The organism is Amycolatopsis umgeniensis (genome assembly GCF_014205155.1).
GTDB lineage: Bacteria > Actinomycetota > Actinomycetes > Mycobacteriales > Pseudonocardiaceae > Amycolatopsis > Amycolatopsis umgeniensis.
In genome coordinates this window covers 1470891-1490402 of the sequence record NZ_JACHMX010000001.1, presented here as the reverse complement: position 1 = coordinate 1490402, position 19512 = coordinate 1470891, and the positions used below count along the sequence as shown (strand labels likewise).

The 19512-nt window shown below is 69.2% G+C and carries 19 protein-coding genes and 1 pseudogene; 12 read left to right on the top strand and 8 right to left on the bottom strand.

Going from position 1 to position 19512, the window contains the following annotated elements:
• The first annotated feature begins 26 nt into the window (after positions 1 to 26).
• Entirely contained in the window at positions 27 to 1193 is a 1167-nt protein-coding gene (locus HDA45_RS06360) for an FAD-dependent oxidoreductase (protein WP_184892763.1), read from the top strand.
• Here the strand turns inward: HDA45_RS06360 and HDA45_RS06355 are convergent.
• From HDA45_RS06355 to HDA45_RS06345, 3 genes are all read right to left on the bottom strand, one after another.
• Complete coding sequence (locus tag HDA45_RS06355; protein WP_184892761.1) at positions 1183 to 2307, bottom strand: S1 family peptidase; 1125 nt, start codon at positions 2305 to 2307, stop codon at positions 1183 to 1185. The genes HDA45_RS06360 and HDA45_RS06355 overlap by 11 nt on opposite strands.
• A gap of 129 nt (positions 2308 to 2436) precedes the next feature.
• Positions 2437 to 2667 carry a hypothetical protein gene (locus HDA45_RS06350; RefSeq protein ID WP_184892759.1) on the bottom strand — a complete coding sequence of 77 codons (231 nt, stop codon included), beginning with the start codon at positions 2665 to 2667 and terminating at the stop codon, positions 2437 to 2439.
• Positions 2668 to 2886: 219 nt separating this feature from the next.
• Entirely contained in the window at positions 2887 to 3279 is a 393-nt protein-coding gene (locus HDA45_RS06345) for a hypothetical protein (RefSeq protein WP_184892757.1), read from the bottom strand.
• A 148-nt stretch (positions 3280 to 3427) separates the two neighbouring features.
• On the opposite strand from HDA45_RS06345, the gene HDA45_RS42310 reads away from it, so the two are divergent.
• From HDA45_RS42310 to HDA45_RS06310, 7 genes are all read left to right on the top strand, one after another.
• A complete protein-coding gene (locus HDA45_RS42310; RefSeq protein WP_246480629.1) occupies positions 3428 to 4117 on the top strand; it encodes a hypothetical protein in 690 nt (229 codons plus the stop codon).
• A gap of 173 nt (positions 4118 to 4290) precedes the next feature.
• Positions 4291 to 4911 carry a DUF6801 domain-containing protein gene (locus HDA45_RS06335; protein WP_184892755.1) on the top strand — a complete coding sequence of 207 codons (621 nt, stop codon included), beginning with the start codon at positions 4291 to 4293 and terminating at the stop codon, positions 4909 to 4911.
• A gap of 76 nt (positions 4912 to 4987) precedes the next feature.
• Entirely contained in the window at positions 4988 to 6637 is a 1650-nt protein-coding gene (locus HDA45_RS06330; protein WP_184892753.1) for a fatty acyl-AMP ligase, read from the top strand.
• Positions 6630 to 6893 (top strand): acyl carrier protein, encoded by a 264-nt coding sequence (locus HDA45_RS06325; protein WP_005157682.1) that lies wholly within the window; start codon positions 6630 to 6632, stop codon positions 6891 to 6893. Before HDA45_RS06330 ends, HDA45_RS06325 begins: the two co-directional genes overlap by 8 nt.
• A gap of 5 nt (positions 6894 to 6898) precedes the next feature.
• Positions 6899 to 7210, top strand: a complete 312-nt coding sequence (locus HDA45_RS06320; protein WP_184892751.1) for a hypothetical protein — start codon at positions 6899 to 6901, stop codon at positions 7208 to 7210.
• Complete coding sequence (locus tag HDA45_RS42750) at positions 7210 to 10191, top strand: WXG100 family type VII secretion target (protein ID WP_184892749.1); 2982 nt, start codon at positions 7210 to 7212, stop codon at positions 10189 to 10191. The genes HDA45_RS06320 and HDA45_RS42750 overlap by 1 nt, the downstream gene beginning before the upstream one ends.
• 21 nt (positions 10192 to 10212) lie before the next feature.
• Complete coding sequence (locus tag HDA45_RS06310) at positions 10213 to 10599, top strand: hypothetical protein (protein WP_184892747.1); 387 nt, start codon at positions 10213 to 10215, stop codon at positions 10597 to 10599.
• Positions 10600 to 10607: 8 nt separating this feature from the next.
• Here the strand turns inward: HDA45_RS06310 and HDA45_RS06305 are convergent, their stop codons facing one another.
• Entirely contained in the window at positions 10608 to 11960 is a 1353-nt protein-coding gene (locus HDA45_RS06305) for a GntT/GntP/DsdX family permease (protein ID WP_184892745.1), read from the bottom strand.
• 145 nt (positions 11961 to 12105) lie between these two features.
• Here HDA45_RS06305 and HDA45_RS06300 point away from each other — a divergent pair, with 145 nt between their 5' ends.
• Positions 12106 to 12987, top strand: coding sequence for a LysR substrate-binding domain-containing protein (locus tag HDA45_RS06300; RefSeq protein WP_184892743.1), 882 nt, complete (start codon positions 12106 to 12108; stop codon positions 12985 to 12987).
• A gap of 72 nt (positions 12988 to 13059) precedes the next feature.
• Positions 13060 to 14130, top strand: a complete 1071-nt coding sequence (locus HDA45_RS06295; RefSeq protein ID WP_184892741.1) for a tartrate dehydrogenase — start codon at positions 13060 to 13062, stop codon at positions 14128 to 14130.
• A 32-nt stretch (positions 14131 to 14162) separates the two neighbouring features.
• Here HDA45_RS06295 and HDA45_RS42295 read toward each other — a convergent pair.
• Positions 14163 to 14488 (bottom strand): annotated as a pseudogene (locus tag HDA45_RS42295) (HNH endonuclease); the annotation flags it as partial.
• A gap of 259 nt (positions 14489 to 14747) precedes the next feature.
• Positions 14748 to 16085, bottom strand: a complete 1338-nt coding sequence (locus HDA45_RS06290) for a DUF222 domain-containing protein (protein ID WP_184905357.1) — start codon at positions 16083 to 16085, stop codon at positions 14748 to 14750.
• 326 nt (positions 16086 to 16411) lie between these two features.
• Here HDA45_RS06290 and HDA45_RS06285 point away from each other — a divergent pair, with 326 nt between their 5' ends.
• The gene (locus HDA45_RS06285; RefSeq protein ID WP_184892739.1) at positions 16412 to 16861 is read left to right on the top strand and encodes a hypothetical protein; all 450 of its coding nucleotides are present in this window, start codon (positions 16412 to 16414) and stop codon (positions 16859 to 16861) included.
• A gap of 13 nt (positions 16862 to 16874) precedes the next feature.
• On the opposite strand, the gene HDA45_RS06280 is transcribed toward HDA45_RS06285, so the two are convergent.
• Entirely contained in the window at positions 16875 to 17699 is an 825-nt protein-coding gene (locus tag HDA45_RS06280) for an arylamine N-acetyltransferase family protein (protein ID WP_184892737.1), read from the bottom strand.
• Positions 17700 to 17775: 76 nt separating this feature from the next.
• Between HDA45_RS06280 and HDA45_RS06275 the strand changes: the two genes are divergently transcribed.
• Positions 17776 to 18369 (top strand): TetR/AcrR family transcriptional regulator, encoded by a 594-nt coding sequence (locus HDA45_RS06275; protein ID WP_184892735.1) that lies wholly within the window; start codon positions 17776 to 17778, stop codon positions 18367 to 18369.
• A gap of 12 nt (positions 18370 to 18381) precedes the next feature.
• Here the strand turns inward: HDA45_RS06275 and HDA45_RS06270 are convergent, their stop codons facing one another.
• Positions 18382 to 19443 (bottom strand): hypothetical protein, encoded by a 1062-nt coding sequence (locus HDA45_RS06270; protein WP_184892732.1) that lies wholly within the window; start codon positions 19441 to 19443, stop codon positions 18382 to 18384.
• Between the last annotated feature and the right edge of the window lie 69 nt (positions 19444 to 19512).

Sequence of the window (19512 nt, the reverse complement as noted above, 5' to 3'; positions counted from 1 at the left end):
AGTTCGCCACTGTGCGGAGGTGTGTGATGCGAGTTTCCGTCGCCGGAGCGGGCCTGGGCGGCCTGTGCCTGGCGCAAGGCTTGCGCGGCGCCGGCATCGAGGCCGAGGTGTACGAGCGGGATCCGGCGATCACCGCGCGGTTCCAGGGCTATCGGCTCGTGCTGAATCCGGCGGGGCTCGAAGCGGTGCGTGGTTGCCTGCCGTCGCGCTGGCATCCGCTGCTGGACGCGATCGTCGGTGACGCCTATGGCGAGCGGCTGATCTTGGACCCGCGGCTGAACCGGATCGGCGAACTCGGCCCAGGCAGGGCCGGGACCGTGGTCGACAGGCACGTGCTCCGGCATCTGCTGCTGACCGGGCTCACGGTGCGCACCGGCTCCGGGCTGACCGGCTACGACGTGCTGCCCGACGGCAAGGTCTCCGCCCGGTTCGCGCACGGTGACCCGGTGATCGCGGACCTGCTGGTCGGGGCGGACGGGGTCGGCTCCGCGGTCCGCGCGACGTTGTCACCACTGACCACCCCGACCGACACCGGCGTCCGGTTCGTCATCGGCCGCACACCGCTGACCGAACGCTTCGCCGGGTTGAAGCAGGCCTTCGGCTCGAAGATCGCCGGGAACGGGGTGAGCCTGCTGCTCGGAGCGATGCGTTTCCGTACCCCGCCGAAGGAGGCGGCCGAGGAACTGGCGCCCGAGGTGACCCTTCCCGACGTCCGTGACTATGTGCGCTGGGCGATGATCCTGCCGGACGGCTCGCTCGGCACGTCGACCCCGCAGGAGGCCGCATTGTCCAGAATGGACGGTTGGCATCCCGATCTCCGGGCGCTCGTCGAGCAGTCCGATCCGGACAACAGCACCCTCCTGTCCATCCGCGTGGTCGAACCCCGCGAGCGGTGGGCACCGGGTCCGGTCACGCTGCTCGGCGACGCGATCCACGCCACCTCGCCGACCGGCGGCAACGGCGCGAACACGGCCTTGCGTGACGCCGATCTGTTGCGCCGCCGCCTGATCGAGGCGGCGGAGGGGCGCAAGGGCCTCCTCGACGCTGTCGGTGACTACGAGCGGCAGATGTTCGAGTATGGCGCCGAGGCCGTGCGGCACAGTCTCGACGCGCTTCCCGCCATCGTGAGTGGTGAGGGACGGTTAAAACCGCCCCTCACCACTCACGACCCGTCTGGGCAGGTCACGCGGTGACGAGTGACAAACCGTAGGTCTGCAGGATCTCGTTCACCGGCTGGAACCAGGTTTCGCCGCCGGAACCGCAGTTCCCCCAGCCGCCGGAGGTGACGCCCTGTGCCTGGTCGCCGGTGATGAAGGAGCCGCCGGAGTCGCCGGGTTCCGCGCAGACGTTGGTGCGCGTCATCTGGTGGACCGCGCCTTGCGAGTAGTTGACGGTCTCGTTGTGTCCCAGCACGGTGCCGCAGTGCCAATGCGTCGTCGAGCCGGACCGGCACACCGAGGTGCCGACGGGGGCGACCCACGATCCGCGGACGAGCGCGTCGCTCACCGTGCCCCAGCCGAGGACGACCGGCGCGGTCCACCAGCCGTTGCCGATCCGGATGAACGCGTAGTCGTTGCCGGGGAAGGAAGAACCGGCGAAGCTGCCCATCGCCGAGCCGTCCCAGCCGACGACGGAGCTGCCGGAGCCGCCGCAGTGCCCGGCGCTGACGAACCCGCCGTTGACGGAGAACCCGATCGAGCAGCGGGTGTTCCCGTTGATGTAGTACGGGTCGCCGCCGACGGTGCCCGCCGCGAACGGTTCGGCCTTCGGCGCGGAGACCACGGTGACCGGGCCGGCTTTCCTTGCCCTGGCCAGGAAGTCATCGATGTCGGAGCCGTGCGCGCCCGGCTGCACGGCGACCACGACACTCCCGCTGCGCGGGTCGGCGCGCCAGCCGCTGACGGCCGCGGGGGCGGGCCGCGTCTTGGCCGACAAGTCGATTTCGGCCTTCGCCGCGTCGAGTTTCGTCGCGCTGATCGCGACGGTGGCGGGTTCGGCACCTGCCTGCCGGACGGCGGACGCCGCCGCGGGGTCGGTCACCCCGACGACGAGTTTGCCGCGCGCCGGGTCGAACCAGGCTCCGCCGAACGCCGCACCGGCGGCCTGCTGGGCGGCGGGCATCACGCGTGAGGCGGTCATTTCCTGGGTCAGCCGGGTTTCCGCCTGTGCGGCGGTGAGTCCCAGATCTCGCTGCATGGCGGTGATCAGTCCGGGGGACGCCAGCGCGACGGGGGCGAGGGCGGCGGAAGTGAGGCTCGCGGTCAGGACGGCGGCGCCGCCGAGTGCCAGGGCGATTCTTCGACGCATGGTAATCCTCCAAGGCCGGGGGAAAGAAACACACTGCCCGACGAGTGTGCGGCCGAGGTTGGAGGATGGGCGAGAAATGTCCGGTCTTCTGTCCGAAATTCACAAGAGTAAACGAACTCGAACAGCTGTCTAAGCCAGCAGTGCCCGGTATGTCTGCTCGGCCCTGGCCGCGGCCGCGCTCGCGGCTTCTCCCCGGACGGCCTCGCGTTTGGCGAGGATCCACTCGGCGGGGCCTTCTTCGGTGAGCAGTTCGCCCCGGTACAGATCGAGGATCCGGTGCCCGAGACGCGTGACGGCCACGGAGTCCCCGCTTTGCCGCGCCATCCGCCATTGCCGGACGGTGTCGGCGAAGTCGACCACGTCCACGAGGCTGCCGGGCGGCAGGTGCAACAGGTAGGCGTTGCCGTGACGGAGGACGCCGGAGCCGGCGGGCTTGGGCGCGCAGGCCGCTCAGGTCGACGTCGCTCCCGGACACCGTCAGGGTGTGGCTGCCCAGGCAGCGCAGCTCGACCGACGCGGGCGGCTCCGGAACCACCACGGCCACTCGCGGACACGGCGTCACCCTGGTCCGCAAAACCGTCAGCAACCCGGCCCGCAGCTTGCCGACGGCGAGGAGCCAGCCCGCCAGTACGGCGCAAGCACACGCTCGCCGTGGACAACCTGGGGAACCAGCCGCATCCGGTGGAGATCACCGCGAGCGACCCGGACGCCAAACTGTCCTTCCGGCTGCGCCCGCACAGCCCGGTGCTGGAACCCGGCGCCGCGAATTTCATCCGGATCGTCGCCCGGCCGAAGAGGTGCTTCTGGAAGGGGCAGAACCGGCAGCTGCCGTTCACGGTCCAGGTGCGCGCGCCGGACGCCGACCCGATCGAGATCGCCGCGGCAACGCCCGGTCTCGATCGCGACCACGTCGCCGCCGGGCAGCACCACCCCGTCAGCCTCGCCGACGTCCTCCTCGGCCCCACCGAGCACTTCCGCGAGTCAAAGCACCGCGGCGAGCTCGACCGCAGCGGCCGCCGCGACGGACTCGTCGGCCGATGGCACCGACGGGGCGGACGGTACGGGATCCGGCTCACCGGGTACGGCCACGTTCCCCATCGCCGCCGAGGCCTATCCCAACGTGGGCGGCGGGCCCCAGCTGTTCTCCTATGTCGTCCCGCCCGGCCCGCGGTACCAGGTCACTTCGGTGCTGCTGCGCAATCCCCGCGCGGACGCCGGGCAGATCCAGATCCGGCACGGCACCAAGGTCGTCGGCACGTTCAGTCTCGCCCGGCTGAACAGGGGCGGGCTGACCTTCAAACCGGCCGAGCCGCCGCTGGTCGCGCCGGGCGAGCGCGTCACGCTGGCCGTTTCCTGCACGAACTCGCGGGAGGCCTGCACGCCGAGCGGGGAGGGCCGATCGGTGCGACCCTGGTCCGATGACCGATCTGCCTGCCCGCGGCGAGAACTGGAGCGGATCCGGGACGGTGACGGCCCCGGTGCGGACCAGGCGAGGATCGCGTTGACCGCAGAGGCTGAGCCGGACAGGACGCCGGACGGGCACTTCGTCGTGATCGACGGACGGCGCTGGCGGGCGACCGATCCCGAAATCCCGGAGGAAGCAGCGGCCCGGCTCCGCAGCCTGCTGATGCGTGCCCGGCGCGACGTCGGGGCCGCCCGCCGTGGTCAGGACACCGAGGCGGAACGAGACGCCCGCTCGCGGGTGCACCTCGCGAAGGTCGCCTTGGGCGAACGCGGCACTCCCTGGTGGGAACAGGATTCCGCCGAGCGGCGGCGACGCTGGCAAGAAGGACTGGACGCGCTGAGCTGAACCGACGATTACCGATCTGGCAAGAACGCTGCCCTGGAATCGTCCTCGAATGACAAGAACAATCCGGCTGAATCGATACCACCGAGTTGGTGTGTTGTTGACCGGTTCGGTTGGTCGTAACGTTTTCCCGGATTTCGTCATTCCTTTCCCGAATTCCCCGTCGGAGGATTTCCATGGCGCGCTTTTCTTCTTTGAGACCCGTTGTCCGGATCGCGACCGCGCTGGTCATCGCCGGAGCGGCGGTCACGCTGCCGTCCGGTGCCGTTTCCGCCGCTCCGCTCGCCGGGCCGGTGGTCAAGGATCTGACCTTCACCTGCGAAATGCCGCTCATCGGCGCACAGCAGGTCGCCGCGAAAGTGACCGCGACCTTCCCCGAAACGGTGACCGCCGGATCCCCGATCGACGTCACCGGCTTTTCCGTGGCCGTTTCCCTCGAAGGGGACAGCGTCACCGCGCTGAACCTGATCGGCGCGGCGACCATCGAAGGAACCGCGTCGGCGAACGTCGACGTCGACTACAACGGCACCGAACTCGGTGTCACGCTCAACGGCCTGGGTTTCCCGGTCACCGCCGTACCGCAGGACGGCCCGCTGGCGCTCGCCATCACCGGCCCGATCCCCGGGCTCACCGTGAAGAAGCCCGGTTCGGTCGCCTTCGCCGTGGGCGGCACCTTCACCGGGAAGGTCACGCCGAGGCGGGCGGACGGCACGCCGACGGACCTCGGCACGTTCGATCTGCCGTGCGGCATCGACCCCGGCCAGAACCCCGCGCTCGCGACCGTGACGGTGAGCTGACCCGGCACCGGGCGCCCCTGCGGGCACCCGCAGGGGCGCCAAGCGGGTGATCATCGGCTCAAGTAGGTTGCCGGACATGACCGCGTCGCCGGTGGAAGTTCCGGAGCAGGTGCTGCGCACCTCGATCGTCGAGCGGTTGTTCGCTCGCGAGACCGACCCGCGCCCGCTGTTCACACATCAGGACCACAGCGCCGGTGTGGACAACACGGTCACCTGGACAGGGTTCGCCTCCCGGGTCCGGGAAGTCGCGGGCGCGCTGGGCCGGGTCACGCGTCCGGGCGATCGCGTCGCCGTGCTGACCGGCCAGGACCTGAACTACCCCCTGGCGTTCTTCGGAGCGCTCGCCGCCGGCCTGGTGGCCGTGCCGTTGATGACGCCGGGCAGTCCGTCCCAGCGCGGCAGGCTCGCCGGTGTGCTGGAGGACTGCGGTGCCCGGGTCTGGCTGACCTCGTCTGCCGCCGCCGCGAAAACGCGGGAAGCGGGCGAGCCCGAACATCTGCTTGTGGTCGACGAGCTTTCCGGGCCGGGTGCCGACCCCCTCCCGGTGGCCCCCGAGAGTCCCGCGTACCTGCAGTACACGTCCGGGTCGACGCGGGAGCCGGCCGGTGCCGTGATCCCGCACCGGGCGGTCACCGCGGCCTGCTGGCAGGCGAGTCAGGCCTACGCGGTCGACGAGGGGACGACCTGCGCGGGCTGGATCCCGTTCTTCCACGACATGGGCCTCATCCAGCTCCTGTGCCTGCCGGTCTTCGCCGGAGCGCGGTCGGTTTTCATGTCGCCCGCGGAGTTCGTGCAGCGGCCCGCGAGGTGGCTGCGTCAACTGGCGGATCACCCGGCCGTGTTCACCGCCGCGCCGAACTTCGCGTTCGACCTGGCCGCGGACGCCGCCGGGGAGGCCGGGGACGACCTCGACCTCTCCGACGTCCGGGTCGCGCTCAACGGCGCCGAGCCGATCCAGCCGCGCACGGTCGCGCGCTTCCGGGAGGTCTTCGGCCCGCGCGGATTCCGGCCCGAAGCCCACCGCCCGTCGTACGGCCTTGCCGAGGCCACCGTGTACGTGGCGAGCGCGGGCGCGGAGGGGCCGCGAGGTGCGGTGTTCGACAGGGAAGCCCTCGCGCAGGGCCGGGCGATCGAGGTGCCGGACGGTCAGGAACTGGTCTCGGTCGGCCGCCCGCTCGGCCAGCGGGTGCGGATCGTCCGTGACGGGATGGCGCAGCCCGACGGACTGGCAGGCGAGATCTGGATCCGCGGCCCGAACGTCGCGGCCGGTTACTGGGGCCGCGGGGACGCCGCCGCGTTCGGCGGCGAACTCGAGGGCGACGGCGGCTGGTTGCGCACCGGTGACCTCGGCCTGTTCCATGGAGGGGACCTCTACATCACCGGCAGGCTCAAGGATCTCATCGTCATCGACGGCCGTAACTTCCATCCGCAGGACATCGAGGCGGTGGCGGGGGAAGCGCATCCGGCCGTCCGCCGCGACCGGGTCGCCGCTTTCGGCGTGTCGGACGAAATGGGTGAAGGGGCGATGTTGGTAGCCGAATGGGCAAAGAACGCCGAAGCCGATGTCAAAGAAGTCACCAGAGTGGTATTGCGTGCGGTGTCACGTGAACATGATCTGACGTTGCGATCGGTCCTTCTGGTTCCCTCCGGTGACCTTCCGCGCACTTCCAGTGGCAAGGTTGCGCGAGCGGCCGCGAAGGCGCGTTATAGTCGGCCCCGTGGGTGATCACCGCGCGGAGGTCGTGAAGGTCGTCAGCGAGACTTTTCGGCTTGATCCCGCCGAAATCGAGTTCGACGCACCGCTCGAAGAGCTGGGTATCGACTCCAAAGGACGGATAAAACTCCTGTCGGCGCTGGAGATCTACCACGACGTGAGGATTGATCTGGACCAGCTGGACCGGTTCACCGACATCGGGTCGGTGGCGGAAGTGCTCACCGAGGCACTCGACGGTAAGGCCGACGGATCCGACGAAAGGCGCTGAGCAGAATGAGCGGGGGCTTCACCGCGGCGACCGATGCGCTTTCATCGGCGTCGAAGAACATCGGAAAGCTGACGGAGCAGTTGCTCGAAGACAATCCCGATCTGTCGAGCACGCCCGTGAACGCGGCCGGCTTCGGTCAGGCACACGGTGACCACTCGAAGAAGTACACCGACGGTGTGGCCGCGCTGTGGGCCTCGGTCCAGGGATACAGCAAGACTCTCGGCTCGTTCGGCACGAACCTCGGCACCGCGGGCACCACCTACGGCACCAACGAGGACGAGACGAAGAACAAGATCACCAAGACGGGGATGCGCTAGTGGCCGACGAACTCACCTGGACCGAGGTCAAAGCCGTCCTCGATGACCCGAGCGTCCCGCCCGGTAACAAGACCGCGCTCATCGGCTCGTGGATCAAGACGCATCCGGCACCTCCCCCGTGGGGCGGGGTCGAGGAGCCGGAAGAGATCAAGCAGAAGCGCAAAGAAGCCGAAAAGTACGCGCAGACGTTCAACGCCCTTCCGTTCCTTCCGTATGACAGCGACACCAAGAAGATCTACGGCGGCGCGAAGGCAGCCGGCGATCAGGCCAGCTTCACCCAGAAGGAAGAGACGAAGGCCGTCAACGACGGCGACAAGAAGCTCGACGGCACAAAGGAACCCACGCCGGAAGGCGGCGGCACCAAGACTTCGGACGAGATCTTCGACGCCGCCGTACCCGCGCTCAAGGTCTTCCAGACCTTCGGTTCGCTGCTGGCGAAGCTCCCGGAGGACTGCCGGGGGACCAGCCGCGCGCTCGACTTCGAGAAGGACATCAAGAAGCCGTTCGACGAGCAGCGCGGCATCAACTTCAAGAACTTCGTCGACGACGCCGCGCACTTCAAGACGGGCTCGAAGACCGTCGAGAAGGCCATGGACGACACAGGGTCCCAGCTGAACACCCTGTACGGGACCTGGACCGGGAAGGCCGCGGACGCTTCGTCCGAGAACTACAAGGAGAAGATCCTTCCCAAGGCCAAGAAACTCTCCCAGACGCTGAACACCGCGAGCGAAGCGACGCTGCACACCACCACCACGGTGTTCAAGCTCTGCAAGGAGAAGGCCGACGAGGTCGTCAAGGGGTACAAGGAGATCGTCGGCAAGGCCGACTTCGCGATGGCGCAGAAGGTCGTCGCCATCGCCGCCGGTGAGAAGAGCGGCAAGGAAGACCTCGGCGCGATCGCGGGCTGGATGGACGCCAACTTCGGCTCCAACCTCGTTCAGCAGCTGAACAACGACGGCTGCTGCGACGACGACGAGTTCAAGAAGGCGGGCCAGAACCTCGCCAAGCAGTGGATCCAGAAGCAGTTCATCCCGGAGATGTGGACCGCCATCTACCTGGGCTTCGAGAAGAACTGCAAGGAGACCAAGGACTTCGTCAACCAGGCCTACGACGAGCTCGACAAGGTCATGGGCAAGGTCAAGAACGAGTTCGAAGGCGCGGGCGCGGACGGCAAGGGCGGCGCGGGCGGCCCCGGCGGCCCGGGCAATGGCGGACCGGACTTCACCGGCGGTCAAGGTGGCGGGAACGGCGGCGGTCAAGGCGGCGGCCAGGGCGGCGGGAACGGCGGCGGCTCGGGTACCGGTGGCCCCGGCGGCGGTCCTGGTGGCGGCTCCGGCGATGGCACCGGCTCATCGGGCCAGAAGCCTCCGCCGGTTCCGGATGTGAAGATCCCCGAGGGCGGTTCCGGTGGTGGCCCCGGCGGCGGTCCGGGCGGCTCGGGCTCCGGCACCGGTCCGTCGGGCGATCAGAAGCCCCCGCCGGTCCCGGATGTGAAGATCCCCGACAGTGGCGCCGGTGGCTCCGGCCCGGGCGGTGGTGGCCCCGGTGGCGGTGGTCCCGACCCGAGCAAGGACCAGACGTCGCCTTCGGGCTCTGCTCCGCCGCCGTCCTCCGGCGACGAGCAGAAAGCCGCGGCCGAAGAGGCCAAGAAGCAGGCCGCGGCCGCTGCCGAGAACGCGAAGAAGCAGGCGTCGGAAGCGCTGAGCAAGTTGGGCGACGGCCCCGGCGGCGGCGAACTCGGCGGTTCCGGCTCCGGTCCCGGCGGCTCCGGCCCTGGCGGCGGCGGAACCGGTGGCGGTCCCGGCGGCGGCAGCACGGACGCGGCCTCCGAAGCCAAGGCAGCGGCGGAAAAGGCCGCGGAGGACGCGAAGAAGCAGGCGTCCGAAGCCCTCGACAAGATGGGCGACGCCCCCGGCGGCGGCCTGGGCGACACCGACTCCAAGGACGGCGACTCCAAGGAAGCCGCCGACAAGGCCGCCGAGGACGCCAAGAAGAAGGCCTCCGAAGCGCTGGACAAGCTCGGCGAAGACATGCCGGGCGCGGACGGCGACAAGCTGACCGAGGACAAGGACGACAAGGACAAGGCCGAGGACGGCGAACGCGAGACCCTCAAGGTCAAGCAGGGTGACAAGACCTTCGAGATGACCGAGCCGGACAAAGACGGCGAGATGGAGATCAAGGTCGGCGACGGTTCCGGACCGGCCAAGGACTTCAAACTCGACTGGACCGGCGACGAGTCCAAGCTGGGTGACGCTCCCGACGGCGACGGCAAGAAGGACGACGTGCACCGCCCCGGGGCGGACGGCAAGATCCACATCCAGGACGGCGATGTGAAGATCACCGCCGAACGTCCCGACGGCCCGTCCGGGCCGACGGTCGTCACCGTCGACGACGGCACCGGCAAACCGACCACGTACACCCTCGGCGAGGACAAGGATCCCTCGGACACGCACAAGCCCTCGCATGAGGCCAAGCCCCTCACCGGGACGACGCAGCCCGAGCACCGGATGCCGGTCACCCCGCACCACGGTGGCGGCGGAACCGTTCCCGACGGCATCCGCGCCGGTGACCTCGAGGGAGGCGGCGGCAGCCACGGTGGAGGCGGAGGCGGCGGCCACGCCGGCGGCGGTGGCGCGGGGATCACGGCTCCGTTCGAATCCGCGACCCCCGTGAGTGGGCAACCGTCGTCGTTGACCGAAGGCGTGCACACCGGCGGCGGGGCGCACCAGCCGCAACCCTTGGCTTCGGCCGCCCCGGCCGCCCCGATGGGCGGGCCTGCCGGTCAGTCGTTCGGCGGTGGCGCGATGCCACCGATGGGCGGCATGGGCGGCGGTGGCCAGGGCGGCGGCGGTGACCAGGAACGGAGCAACCGGGCGTACCGGATCGAGGGCGAGGTGTTCGACCAGATCAACGAACCCACCGGCCGGATCACCGGTTCGTTGCTGGACGATGAGGATCAGCCGGTCACGCGCAGGCGGTAGTCCGAGGCAGGGGAGAAGCAGATGAGCGTCGACGACACCGCCGGTATGAAGGCGACCCTGGACGGTCTCGTCCGCGAGCAGGCGGAGCGCCGGGTGCTGCGGGACCAGAAGGCCGACGAGATCAAGGCCAGCTCGCAGGAGTTCATGACCAAGCAGGTCATGACCGCCCAGCGCTACGTCGAGCATCGGCGGGAGCTGGGGGAGCGCAAGACGAAGTCCGGCTGGAGCACCGACCGGTCACACGCCGAGCCGGGGAACACGTCGGCGTTCGACGAGGCTCCCGCCTTCGACGCGCCGGCGGCTCCGTTCACCCCGGAGCGGCGGGACTCGCCCCGGCGCGCTCCTCGTCGTCCGGCACCGGTGGACGACGAGGACGACGCCTTCCTCAACAACCGCTGGCGCGAGTGATCCCGCCGTCAGACGACGAGAGCGAGCAGCAGCACGAGCGGGAGTGAGATCACCGACGCCAGTGACATGGCGACGGTGTGGGTTTTGAACGTGCCTCGTGTGCTCAGCCCGAGCAGCGACTGGAACATCCAGAAGAAGTTGCTGCTGACGTGAGGAAGGAACAGCGCGCCCGAGCAGGCGGCGAGGGCGACCAGCACCACCGGGACGCCGAGTGAGCCCGCGATCGGCGCGAGGATGCCCGCCGCGGTGATCGCGGAGATCGAGATGGACCCCATCGCGATGTGCAGGACGGCGGCGATCAGCCAGACGAGCACCAACGGCGGCAGGAAACCGGTGCCGAACGAGCTCGCCAGCACGTCACGCAGTCCCGACTTGCCGATCACCTCGGCGACGGAGCCGGAGAGCCCGGACAGGACGAGAATGGGTCCGGCCAGCGCGAGTGCCTTGCCCACGGCCGCGTTGACCTCTTGGCGGGGAAGGACGCGCCGGGCCAGCAGATGTGCGAGGCCCGCGCCGATCGCCATCGCGATCACCGGCTCGCTCAGCAGCGAGACCGGGCCCAGCGGGAAGCGGAAGGCGTTGGCGAGCGCGCCCGACGCGATCAGCGACAGCGTCAGCAGCACCGGGGACACGGCCAGCGACAGGGGCAGGTGCCGGACCGTCGTGGGCGCCGGAGAACTCGAGACCTCCGCGGCACCGCTTTCGTCATCGCGCTCCAACTCGTCCGCCGCCGGATCCCAGCGCAGCAGCCGCGGCAGGAGCACCGTGAAGACCAGCGTGGTGAGCACGGCGGTGGGAAGGCCGACGGCCAGCCCGAACAGGAACATCTCACCGAGCGACACCCCGAGAAGGCCCGCGACGGCGAGCGCGGCGACCCCGGGGACGACGAAGACCAGACCGACCTCGATCCCCGCGGTCAGCGCGCCGCCCATGAGCGCGACACCCCGCGGGCCCAGACGGGCGCCGAGACGCCGGGCCAGCGGTGCGGTGAGCACCAGGACGACGTCGGAATAGATCGAGGTGAACACCGTCGACAGCGAGACGGCGAACACCATCGGCACGCGCTTTTCCCCGAAGACGCCCAGCAACCGTTCCAGGACACGATGCAAGGTGTTCGTGGCGGTGAGCAGCGAGCCGATGACGACGCCGAAGGTGATGAGCATGCCGATCTCGGCCATCACGTCACCGAATCCGGTGGCGAGCGCTTCGGTCGTGCCGCTCACCCCGAGGCCCGTGGCCAGCCCCAGGTAGGTGGCGCCGATCAGCAGGCCGAAGATCGGCGGTGTCTTGAGCCAGGTGATCATCACGACGATGCCCACGATGGCGATGCCGGTGTGGGCAAGGAGCCAGGCATCGGACACGGTGCCCTCCTCGGACTCGCGGCGGGACGGCGCCGGTGCCGTCCCTCGTAGCGACTCAGTAAGCCCCGTCGATGGGTGGCCGGTCCAAGACCGGGTTGCTGGCAAGGTGATAGGCGCCGGCTATCGACCACGAAGGGATCGCGGAGTGGATGCTCGTCAGTTGAAGTACTTCCTTGCCGTCGTCGACGCGGGAAGCGTCCACCGTGCCGCCGAGCTGCTCTATGTCGCCCAGCCCTCGGTTTCCCAGGCCCTGCGCACCCTCGAGCGGGATCTGGGGAGCCTGCTGTTCCACCGGACCGGCCGCCGTCTGGTGCTGACCGCGGCGGGACACGCGCTCGTGGCGCCCGCGCGGGAGGTCCTGCGCGGACTGGACCTCGCCCGGGCCACGGTGGAGGCCGTCGACGGTCTCCTCGGCGGGGAACTGGTCATCGCCTCGATGCCGTCGCAGTCGGTCAGCCCGCTCACGGATCTGATCGCCGCCTTCGCCGCGGTCAACCCGTTCGTGCGGATTTGCGTGCGCGCGGCGAGCACACCCGGCGACGTGCTGAAGATGCTCACGACCGGCGACGCCGAACTCGGCGTGGTGGCGGCCTCGCCGACGGCCGCCGCGCTGCCCGGTTTGGAGGCGATGCCGCTGGAGACCCAGCGCTTCGCCCTGCTGGGTCGTGACGAAGCGGCACTGCCCCCTGCCGATCCCGTCCATCCCGCCGATCTCGCCGGAGCCGCGCTCATCGTCGGCCAGCAGGGCACGGGTATGCGGCGCGTGGCCGACGCCGTGCTTCGTCAGGCTCCCGGCAGCCGGTTCGCGGTCGAAGTGGAACACCGGGAAGCCGTCCTGCCCCTCGTCCTCGCCGGGGTGGGCATCGCGGTGGTCAGCGACTCCTGGCGCGCACTGGCGAAATCGGCGGGCGCCGCCGTCCGGGCACTGGACACCTCCGATTCCTTGGAGGTGTCCTTGGTGTCCCGGCCGGGGCGCTTGAGCCCCGCCGCGGTGGCCTTCCACAGCCAGTTGGAGTCCGGACGCTGATAGGCACAGCCTTTCATCGCGGCAAGAACTGCGTCTTGGACGCGGAGGCCCGGCTCGACGTCCACTGGACCCATGACCAGCTACCGCATCGCGCTCATCCCCGGCGACGGCATCGGCACCGAAGTGCTGCCCCCGGCCCAGGCCGTGCTCGCCGCCGTCGGCAAGCGCCACGGGATCGAATTCACCTACGACTCCTTCGACTGGTCATGCGAGCGCTACCTCGCCGAGGGCGCGATGATGCCGTCCGACGGCCTCGACCGGATCCGGCGGCACGACGCGGTGCTACTGGGCGCGGTCGGCTGGCCTGGTGTGCCGGACCACGTGTCGCTGTGGGGGCTGCTGATCCCCATCCGGCGTGGCTTCCGGCAGTACGTCAACCTGCGGCCGGTCAAGGTACTCGCCGGTGTGCCCGGCCCGCTGCGCGACGTGGGCGCCGGAGACGTCGACCTCGTCGTGGTGCGGGAAAACGTCGAGGGCGAGTACTCCGAGATCGGCGGGCGGCTCGGCCGGGGCACCGAGGACGAACTGGCCGTGCAGGAGGCGGTGTTCACCCGCAAGGGAGTCACCCGCGTCGTCGAGTACGCGTACACCCTGGCCGGGAGCCGACGGAACCACGTGACCTCGGCGACGAAGAGCAACGGGATCGTCCACACGATGCCGTTCTGGGACGAACTGGTCGAAGAAGTGTCGGCACGACACCACGGCGTGCGCACCACCAAGGAACACATCGACGCGCTCGCCGCCAAACTCGTCCTGGCGCCGGAGCGGTTCGACGTGATCGTCGGCTCCAACCTCTTCGGTGACATCCTCAGCGACCTGGCCGCCGCCGTTGCCGGGAGCATCGGCGTCGCCCCGGCGGCGAACCTCAACCCGGAGCGGGAATTCCCGTCGATGTTCGAGCCGGTGCACGGCTCCGCTCCCGACATCGCCGGGCAGGGCAAGGCCAACCCGTTGGGCGCCTTGTGGTCCGCGGCCATGATGCTCGACCACCTGGGACACCCCGAAGCGAGCGAGGAAGTGCTCGCCGCCGCTTTCGGTGCGCTGGCCGATGGCGTCAGCACCGTCGATCTCGGCGGAACCGCGGACACCGCCGGGTACACGCGTGAGGTGCTGGAGCGGATCGGCGGGCGCGGTGCCTCGTAGCCAGGTGCCTGGCGTGGGTTTGATTCGTGGGCATGCCGAGGGGTCCGTCGCCGATGGGGTGGCGGAGGGTGTTGGGGTGGGGTGAACTCCGGTAGTCCCTTGGCGGCCATGCGGTGGTGGAAGCCGCAGAGCAGCACGAGGTTGCCGGGGGTTGGTGGGTCCGCGCTTGACCGGGGCAAGCTTGCGTGGCAGTTCCGTGGTCTGCGGTGGCAGCGGGGAAGGCGCAGCCTCGGTTGCGGATGTCGAGGGTTCGGCGTTGGGCTGGGGTGACGAACCGCTTTAGCCGTCCCACGTCCAGGGGTTGACCCGCCGCGTTGAGCATGATGGGGAGTATGAGGTGGTCGCGGGCGGCGGTTCTGGTCGCGATCGGGTGTGCTTCTATCGGAGGATCGGGCTGCGGGAAAATTCTTGAAGACCTTCTAGCGAGGGGTGAGGTGTCCGGGTCGGTTTCGCGGCATCCGGGTGGTCGTGAGTGGTGAGTCGCGTTCTGGTGGACCGGTATTTGGTTGTCCGTTAGGTCGGGTCCTGTCTGGGTGACCTTGTGGGGTTCGTGCTGGTTTCTGGTGTGGTTGAGCGGGGAGGCTTGCGGACGTTGACCGTCCGGAATCTTCTGTTGATCAAGAACTGCTCGGCTCTCGGGTGGTGTGGGCATGCCGAGGGGCCCGTCGCCGTGTGGGTGGCGGGCTCCTCGGGTCAGGCGGTGGCGCGGTGGAGTGTGTGCGCCGGGGTTTTCGTAGCGGGTCCAGGTATTGGGGTGGGATGAATTCGGGTAGTCCGTCGGTGGCCATGCGGACTTGCCAGTCGCCGTGGTGGATCAGGCGGTGGTGGAAGCCGCAGAGCAGGACGAGGTTGCGGAGGTCGGTGGGTCCGCCGTCTGCCCAGTGATCAATATGGTGGGCGTGACAGTTCCTGGGCCGCCGATGACAGCCCGGGAAGGCGCAGCCTCGGTCGCGGATGTTGAGTGCTCGGCGTTGCGCTGGGGTGACGAACCGCTTCAACCGTCCCACATCCAACGGCTCACCCGCCGCGTTCATCACGACCGGCAACATCAGGCAATCGCAGGCGGCCATCCTGGCTTCGCGGGCGGTCATCGTGCCGATGAAGTCCACGCAGGCGGTGCCGAGCCCGGTCTTGAGTTCCTCGAGCCCGATGGTCACGTGGATCAGAGTCCGGTAGCCGTTGGTCCCAGGCTGATCAGGACACGCGACCGCCAAGTCCAGGAGTTCGGCCCACGCATCGCCTTGACGTTCGGCTTTGGTGCGCAGATCGGCTTGGCCGGATTCGTCCACCGACCGTGGTGCCGCGTAGGCCTCGAGGGCGGCGGCGGTGCGGGCACCGAGTTCATCGTCGAGGAGGCCGTTCAGTGTCCAGAACCCGTCCTTACGGCGCTCCAGCGTGACTTCACGACAGGGCTGCTTCGGTTCCGGGTCTTTTGGCTCGTTCCCATCAGGGTCGAGCCAGGCCAGCAGGGGGTTGTCCCCGAGCTTCGACACCTGCCGGGGACCCGCGTCGCGGGCCAGATCGGCGAGGGTCTTCTCCGCACACTCCCGATCCTCCACCGACACATCCGACGGAATCCGAGCCAGAATCTCCAAGATCTGCTTGATCCGTTCACTCCCGATAGCGCCCTCAGCGGCAGCCACGCCGGTAGCGGGAGCGACCGCCGGAACCTCCGTGCCGTCCAACGCTCGGGTCGGGTTCAGCGCGATCGCCTGACTCACGATCGGGCTGGCCTCGCCCCGCGACAGTCCGGCCACATCAGCGAACCATGCCGCCGTGGAACCGTAGCCGTAGAGGTCTTTTGCGCCTCGGGATTCGATCTCCGCCAGATACCGCCCCAGTCCGGCGGAGGCGATCCGCATCATCTGCAGGAACTGCTGCACGCCGTGGGCAAGCTCCAGCTTGCCGGCGCGCCACAGCTCCTGCGGCAGTTCGGGGAGAAAGGTCTCGGACACCCCACAACAATACCGCACAACTGTCGAACAGGTGTTCGTAATTTTAAGCAACAACGCAACCGGCACATTCACCACTGACAGGTGAATCCATCAAAACGTCGCTGCTACTCGACGTGACATCGACCGTCGACCACCGCATTCGGTCGACTAAATGCGCAGGGCTGCGGTGAAGGGCGCTCTCGTGCCTTCCTCGGCCGGATCGAGGCAGCCTGATTTCCCGCAGTTCCGTTGCCCTGTCACGAAAATCGCCATACCTCGCTCACTGAAGCACGATGCGCAGGGCGACCATGCTCACGCCGCGCAGGGCCGTGGCGAAGGACGCTTTCGTGCCTTCCTCACTCGGACCGAGGCAGCCTGATTTCCCGCAGTTCCGCTGCCCCGTCACGAAAATCGCCATACCTCGCCCAACGAAGCACGACGCGCAGGACGACCACGCCCCCGCCGCCGATCGAGTCCGCGAACTCCGGGTACGCCGCCAGATAGGCGGCCTGGCACCGATCGAGCTCGTCTCCGGCCGGAGTGTCGGCGACACCTTCGGCTTGCAGCGTCGTGCCGTCCGGGCCGCCGACGACGATCGCGATCCGCCCGTCACGGCGCAGGTTCGCGACCTTGCGGGAGTCCGGCTCGCGTCGAACACGAGCTCGCCGCGATCGGTCACCGCGAGCGTGAGGTACGCGGCTTGGGGTGTGCCGCCGGGGCCGAGCGTGGACACGACACCCGTCCGCTGCGCGCGCACGTACTCGATCATCTCGCTGTGGTCCATCGTGCCAGGGTAGGGCGGGGTGTCACTCACCTTCGCGCGGCGTCGGCCTGGATGGCCAGCCAGGCTTCGTGCTGCCCTTTCGTCCTGTCCCAGAGCACGGCCAGTTCGCCGGTGCCGATGTCCGCCAGCGGGACGCGGAATTCCGTCAGCGCACTCGCGAATTCGCCCAGTGTGGACAGTGTGCGGCGATCGGTGCCGTCGCGCGTGACCGTGCGCGCGCGGAGGGCCAGTTCGTGACCGTCGCGATGGTGTTGTGCCACAAGCACTCTGACGAACGGGGAGGCCGGGTCCCTGGTCAGGGCGCGGTCGGCGAATTCGGCGAGTTCGCGGGGCGTGGTGCGGAAATCGCAGGAGGCGATCGTGCCGTTCGGATGATGGTGCACTCGCCAGGTGTCGGAGTCGAGACGTTCCATCCGGTAGGGCAGTTTTCCTTGCCAGTGTGTGCCTTCCTGTAACGGTAGCGGCTCGAGGAACGCGTCCCCGATGCCGGTGTCGGCGAGCCAGGACTCGCCGTCGACATCGATCAGCAGGGCGATGTGGTTGCCCCATTGACCGTCGCCGCGGGTCGCGCGCTGTACCGCGGCTTCCGCGATCGTCACCGTGAATCCGGCTGCCCGTAGCAGGAGGGCGAGCGCGCCGTTCATTTCGTAGCAGAGCCCGCCGCGGCCACGACGCGTGAACTTGTCGAGCAGTGCGTCCGGGGTGAGCAGGATCGGCCTGCCGAGCTGGATGTCGAGGTTCTCGTAGGGGATCCGCAGCCGCCACGCCCGGTGCAGGTTCCGCAGCGTCGCCAGATCGGGCCGGACAGGGTCGCGGTACTCCAACCGGTCGAGGAACGCGTCGAGTGTCATGCCGCCTCCATCATCTTAGACTGACTCTAAGATTAGAGTAGCTCTAAGTTTGACTCGGCTCCAGTATGCTGGGCCCATGACCGAACCGGTGGGCTTGCGGGAACGGAAGAAGTGGCGCACCCGGAAGGCGTTGATCGAGACGGCGTACCGGCTCTTCGAGCAGCAGGGCTACGACCGGACGACCACCGCCGAGATCGCCGCCGCCGCCGAGGTGTCCACCGCGACGTTCTTCAATCACTTCGCGACGAAGGAGGACCTCCTCCTCACCGAGGACGGCGAGCACATCCTGCGTGCCGGGTTGGACGTGGTCGCGGCACGAGAGCCAGGCGAGACGGCGGCGGGGCTTCTGCGGCGCGCGATGCACCGGATGCTTGCCGAGGCGGGGACCGGGATCCGCGACCCGGCGGCCGAGCCGGAGCGGATCCGGCTGGACCTGATCACGTCGGTGCCGTCGTTGCGCGCGACGATGTTGCAGCGGGCGTTCGACGCTCAGCAGCGGCTTTCGGCCGCGCTGTGCCACTCCTGCGACGGTGAACTGGACGAGATCGACGCCGCGGCGATCGTCGGCGCCGTCACTGGTGCCGTCTTCGCCGCCGGGCAAACGGCCGTGCGAGAGGGGCTTCCACTCGACGACGCGATGCGGCGGGCGATCGATCTCGCGACGGCCTGACGAGCCGCCGGTTCACGAGCGGTGCCAAGCGATCCCGCGATAAGTGGAGCTGTCCGTGGCGAAGCCGTAGCCGATGATGACGGCGCCCGCCGCGTTGATGTGCTGGGCCACGATCGCCGTGAGAGCGCGGGGCGACGGGAGCGCGGACGGTGTCGCGTCGGCGCCCCAGCGGACGGGGCGGGCCGTTCCCTGGTTCAACGACTCGCCGACGACCGTCCCGGCGTCATCGATGTCGAAACACGTACTGGCGATGTCCGAGGGCAAGGGCCGGAGCACGGTGGGCCGCCCGTCGCGATCCCAGCGCGCGCAGGTGCCGCGCCGGTCCGGTGTCACGCCCCAGCCGATCGCGACACCGGGTCCGGTGATCCGGACGACCTGTCCCGCGACGAACTCCGGTTCCCCGGTGAGCAGGACCGTCCCGCCGTCGCGGTTCCACACCACCCCGTCGCCGAGGATGGCGCCGGAATCGGTGATACCGCAGGCGGTCGCGCGGCGGGGCGGCGGCAGTTTGCTGATCTTCCCCGAGGGCGTCCAGCGCACCGCGGTCCGGGCGCCCGTGCCGTCCTTGGCGGATCCGACGACCTCGTCCAGCGCGTTCAGGTCGTGGCCCTGGGTATCGCCGCCGCCGGGCAGGGCGCCGAGTTCGACGGCCTCGCCGCCGGGTTCCCAGCGCAGAGCCCGCCAGCGGTACCCCGGCCGCATCGCGTTCCCCAGTATCGACCCGCGTTCGTTCACCCGGCACGCCGTGCCGGAGACCATTCCGGAGGGGAGTTCGAGCACCCGCACCCGGCCATCGGGTTGCCAGCACACCGGCCGGAGGTTCTCGCCGGTGTAGAGCGCGCCGGCGACGACACCGGCGGTGTTGGCGCTGACGGCGCGGCCGCCGGAATAGCCGTCGAGGATCGGCAACGGTGAGGGCCGTCCGTCGTCGTCCCAGCGCACCGGCCGCGAACCCGACTCGCCCACGATCATCCCGGCGTCGCTCACGCAGTAGGCGCCGGTGCCCTCACCCGCGGCGAGCGGCCGCAGGTCGACCGCCGTGAAACCGGGTCCCTCGGATGTCGGATCGGGCACGAGTGGGCAGCCTAGTGCGAAGAACGCTTGCGGCGCCGAAAATTGCACTGACCGGGTGACGCGGTGTCC

Excerpts from the sequence above, each read along its gene's own strand:
- HDA45_RS06360 (WP_184892763.1), top strand. The coding sequence starts at position 27 with ATGCGAGTTTCCGTCGCCGGAGCGGGCCTGGGCGGCCTGTGCCTGGCG.
- HDA45_RS06355 (WP_184892761.1), bottom strand. The coding sequence starts at position 2,307 with ATGCGTCGAAGAATCGCCCTGGCACTCGGCGGCGCCGCCGTCCTGACC.
- HDA45_RS06335 (WP_184892755.1), top strand. The coding sequence starts at position 4,291 with ATGGCGCGCTTTTCTTCTTTGAGACCCGTTGTCCGGATCGCGACCGCG.
- HDA45_RS06330 (WP_184892753.1), top strand. The coding sequence starts at position 4,988 with ATGACCGCGTCGCCGGTGGAAGTTCCGGAGCAGGTGCTGCGCACCTCG.
- HDA45_RS06320 (WP_184892751.1), top strand. The coding sequence starts at position 6,899 with ATGAGCGGGGGCTTCACCGCGGCGACCGATGCGCTTTCATCGGCGTCG.
- HDA45_RS06310 (WP_184892747.1), top strand. The coding sequence starts at position 10,213 with ATGAGCGTCGACGACACCGCCGGTATGAAGGCGACCCTGGACGGTCTC.
- HDA45_RS06295 (WP_184892741.1), top strand. The coding sequence starts at position 13,060 with ATGACCAGCTACCGCATCGCGCTCATCCCCGGCGACGGCATCGGCACC.
- HDA45_RS06280 (WP_184892737.1), bottom strand. The coding sequence starts at position 17,699 with ATGACACTCGACGCGTTCCTCGACCGGTTGGAGTACCGCGACCCTGTC.
- HDA45_RS06275 (WP_184892735.1), top strand. The coding sequence starts at position 17,776 with ATGACCGAACCGGTGGGCTTGCGGGAACGGAAGAAGTGGCGCACCCGG.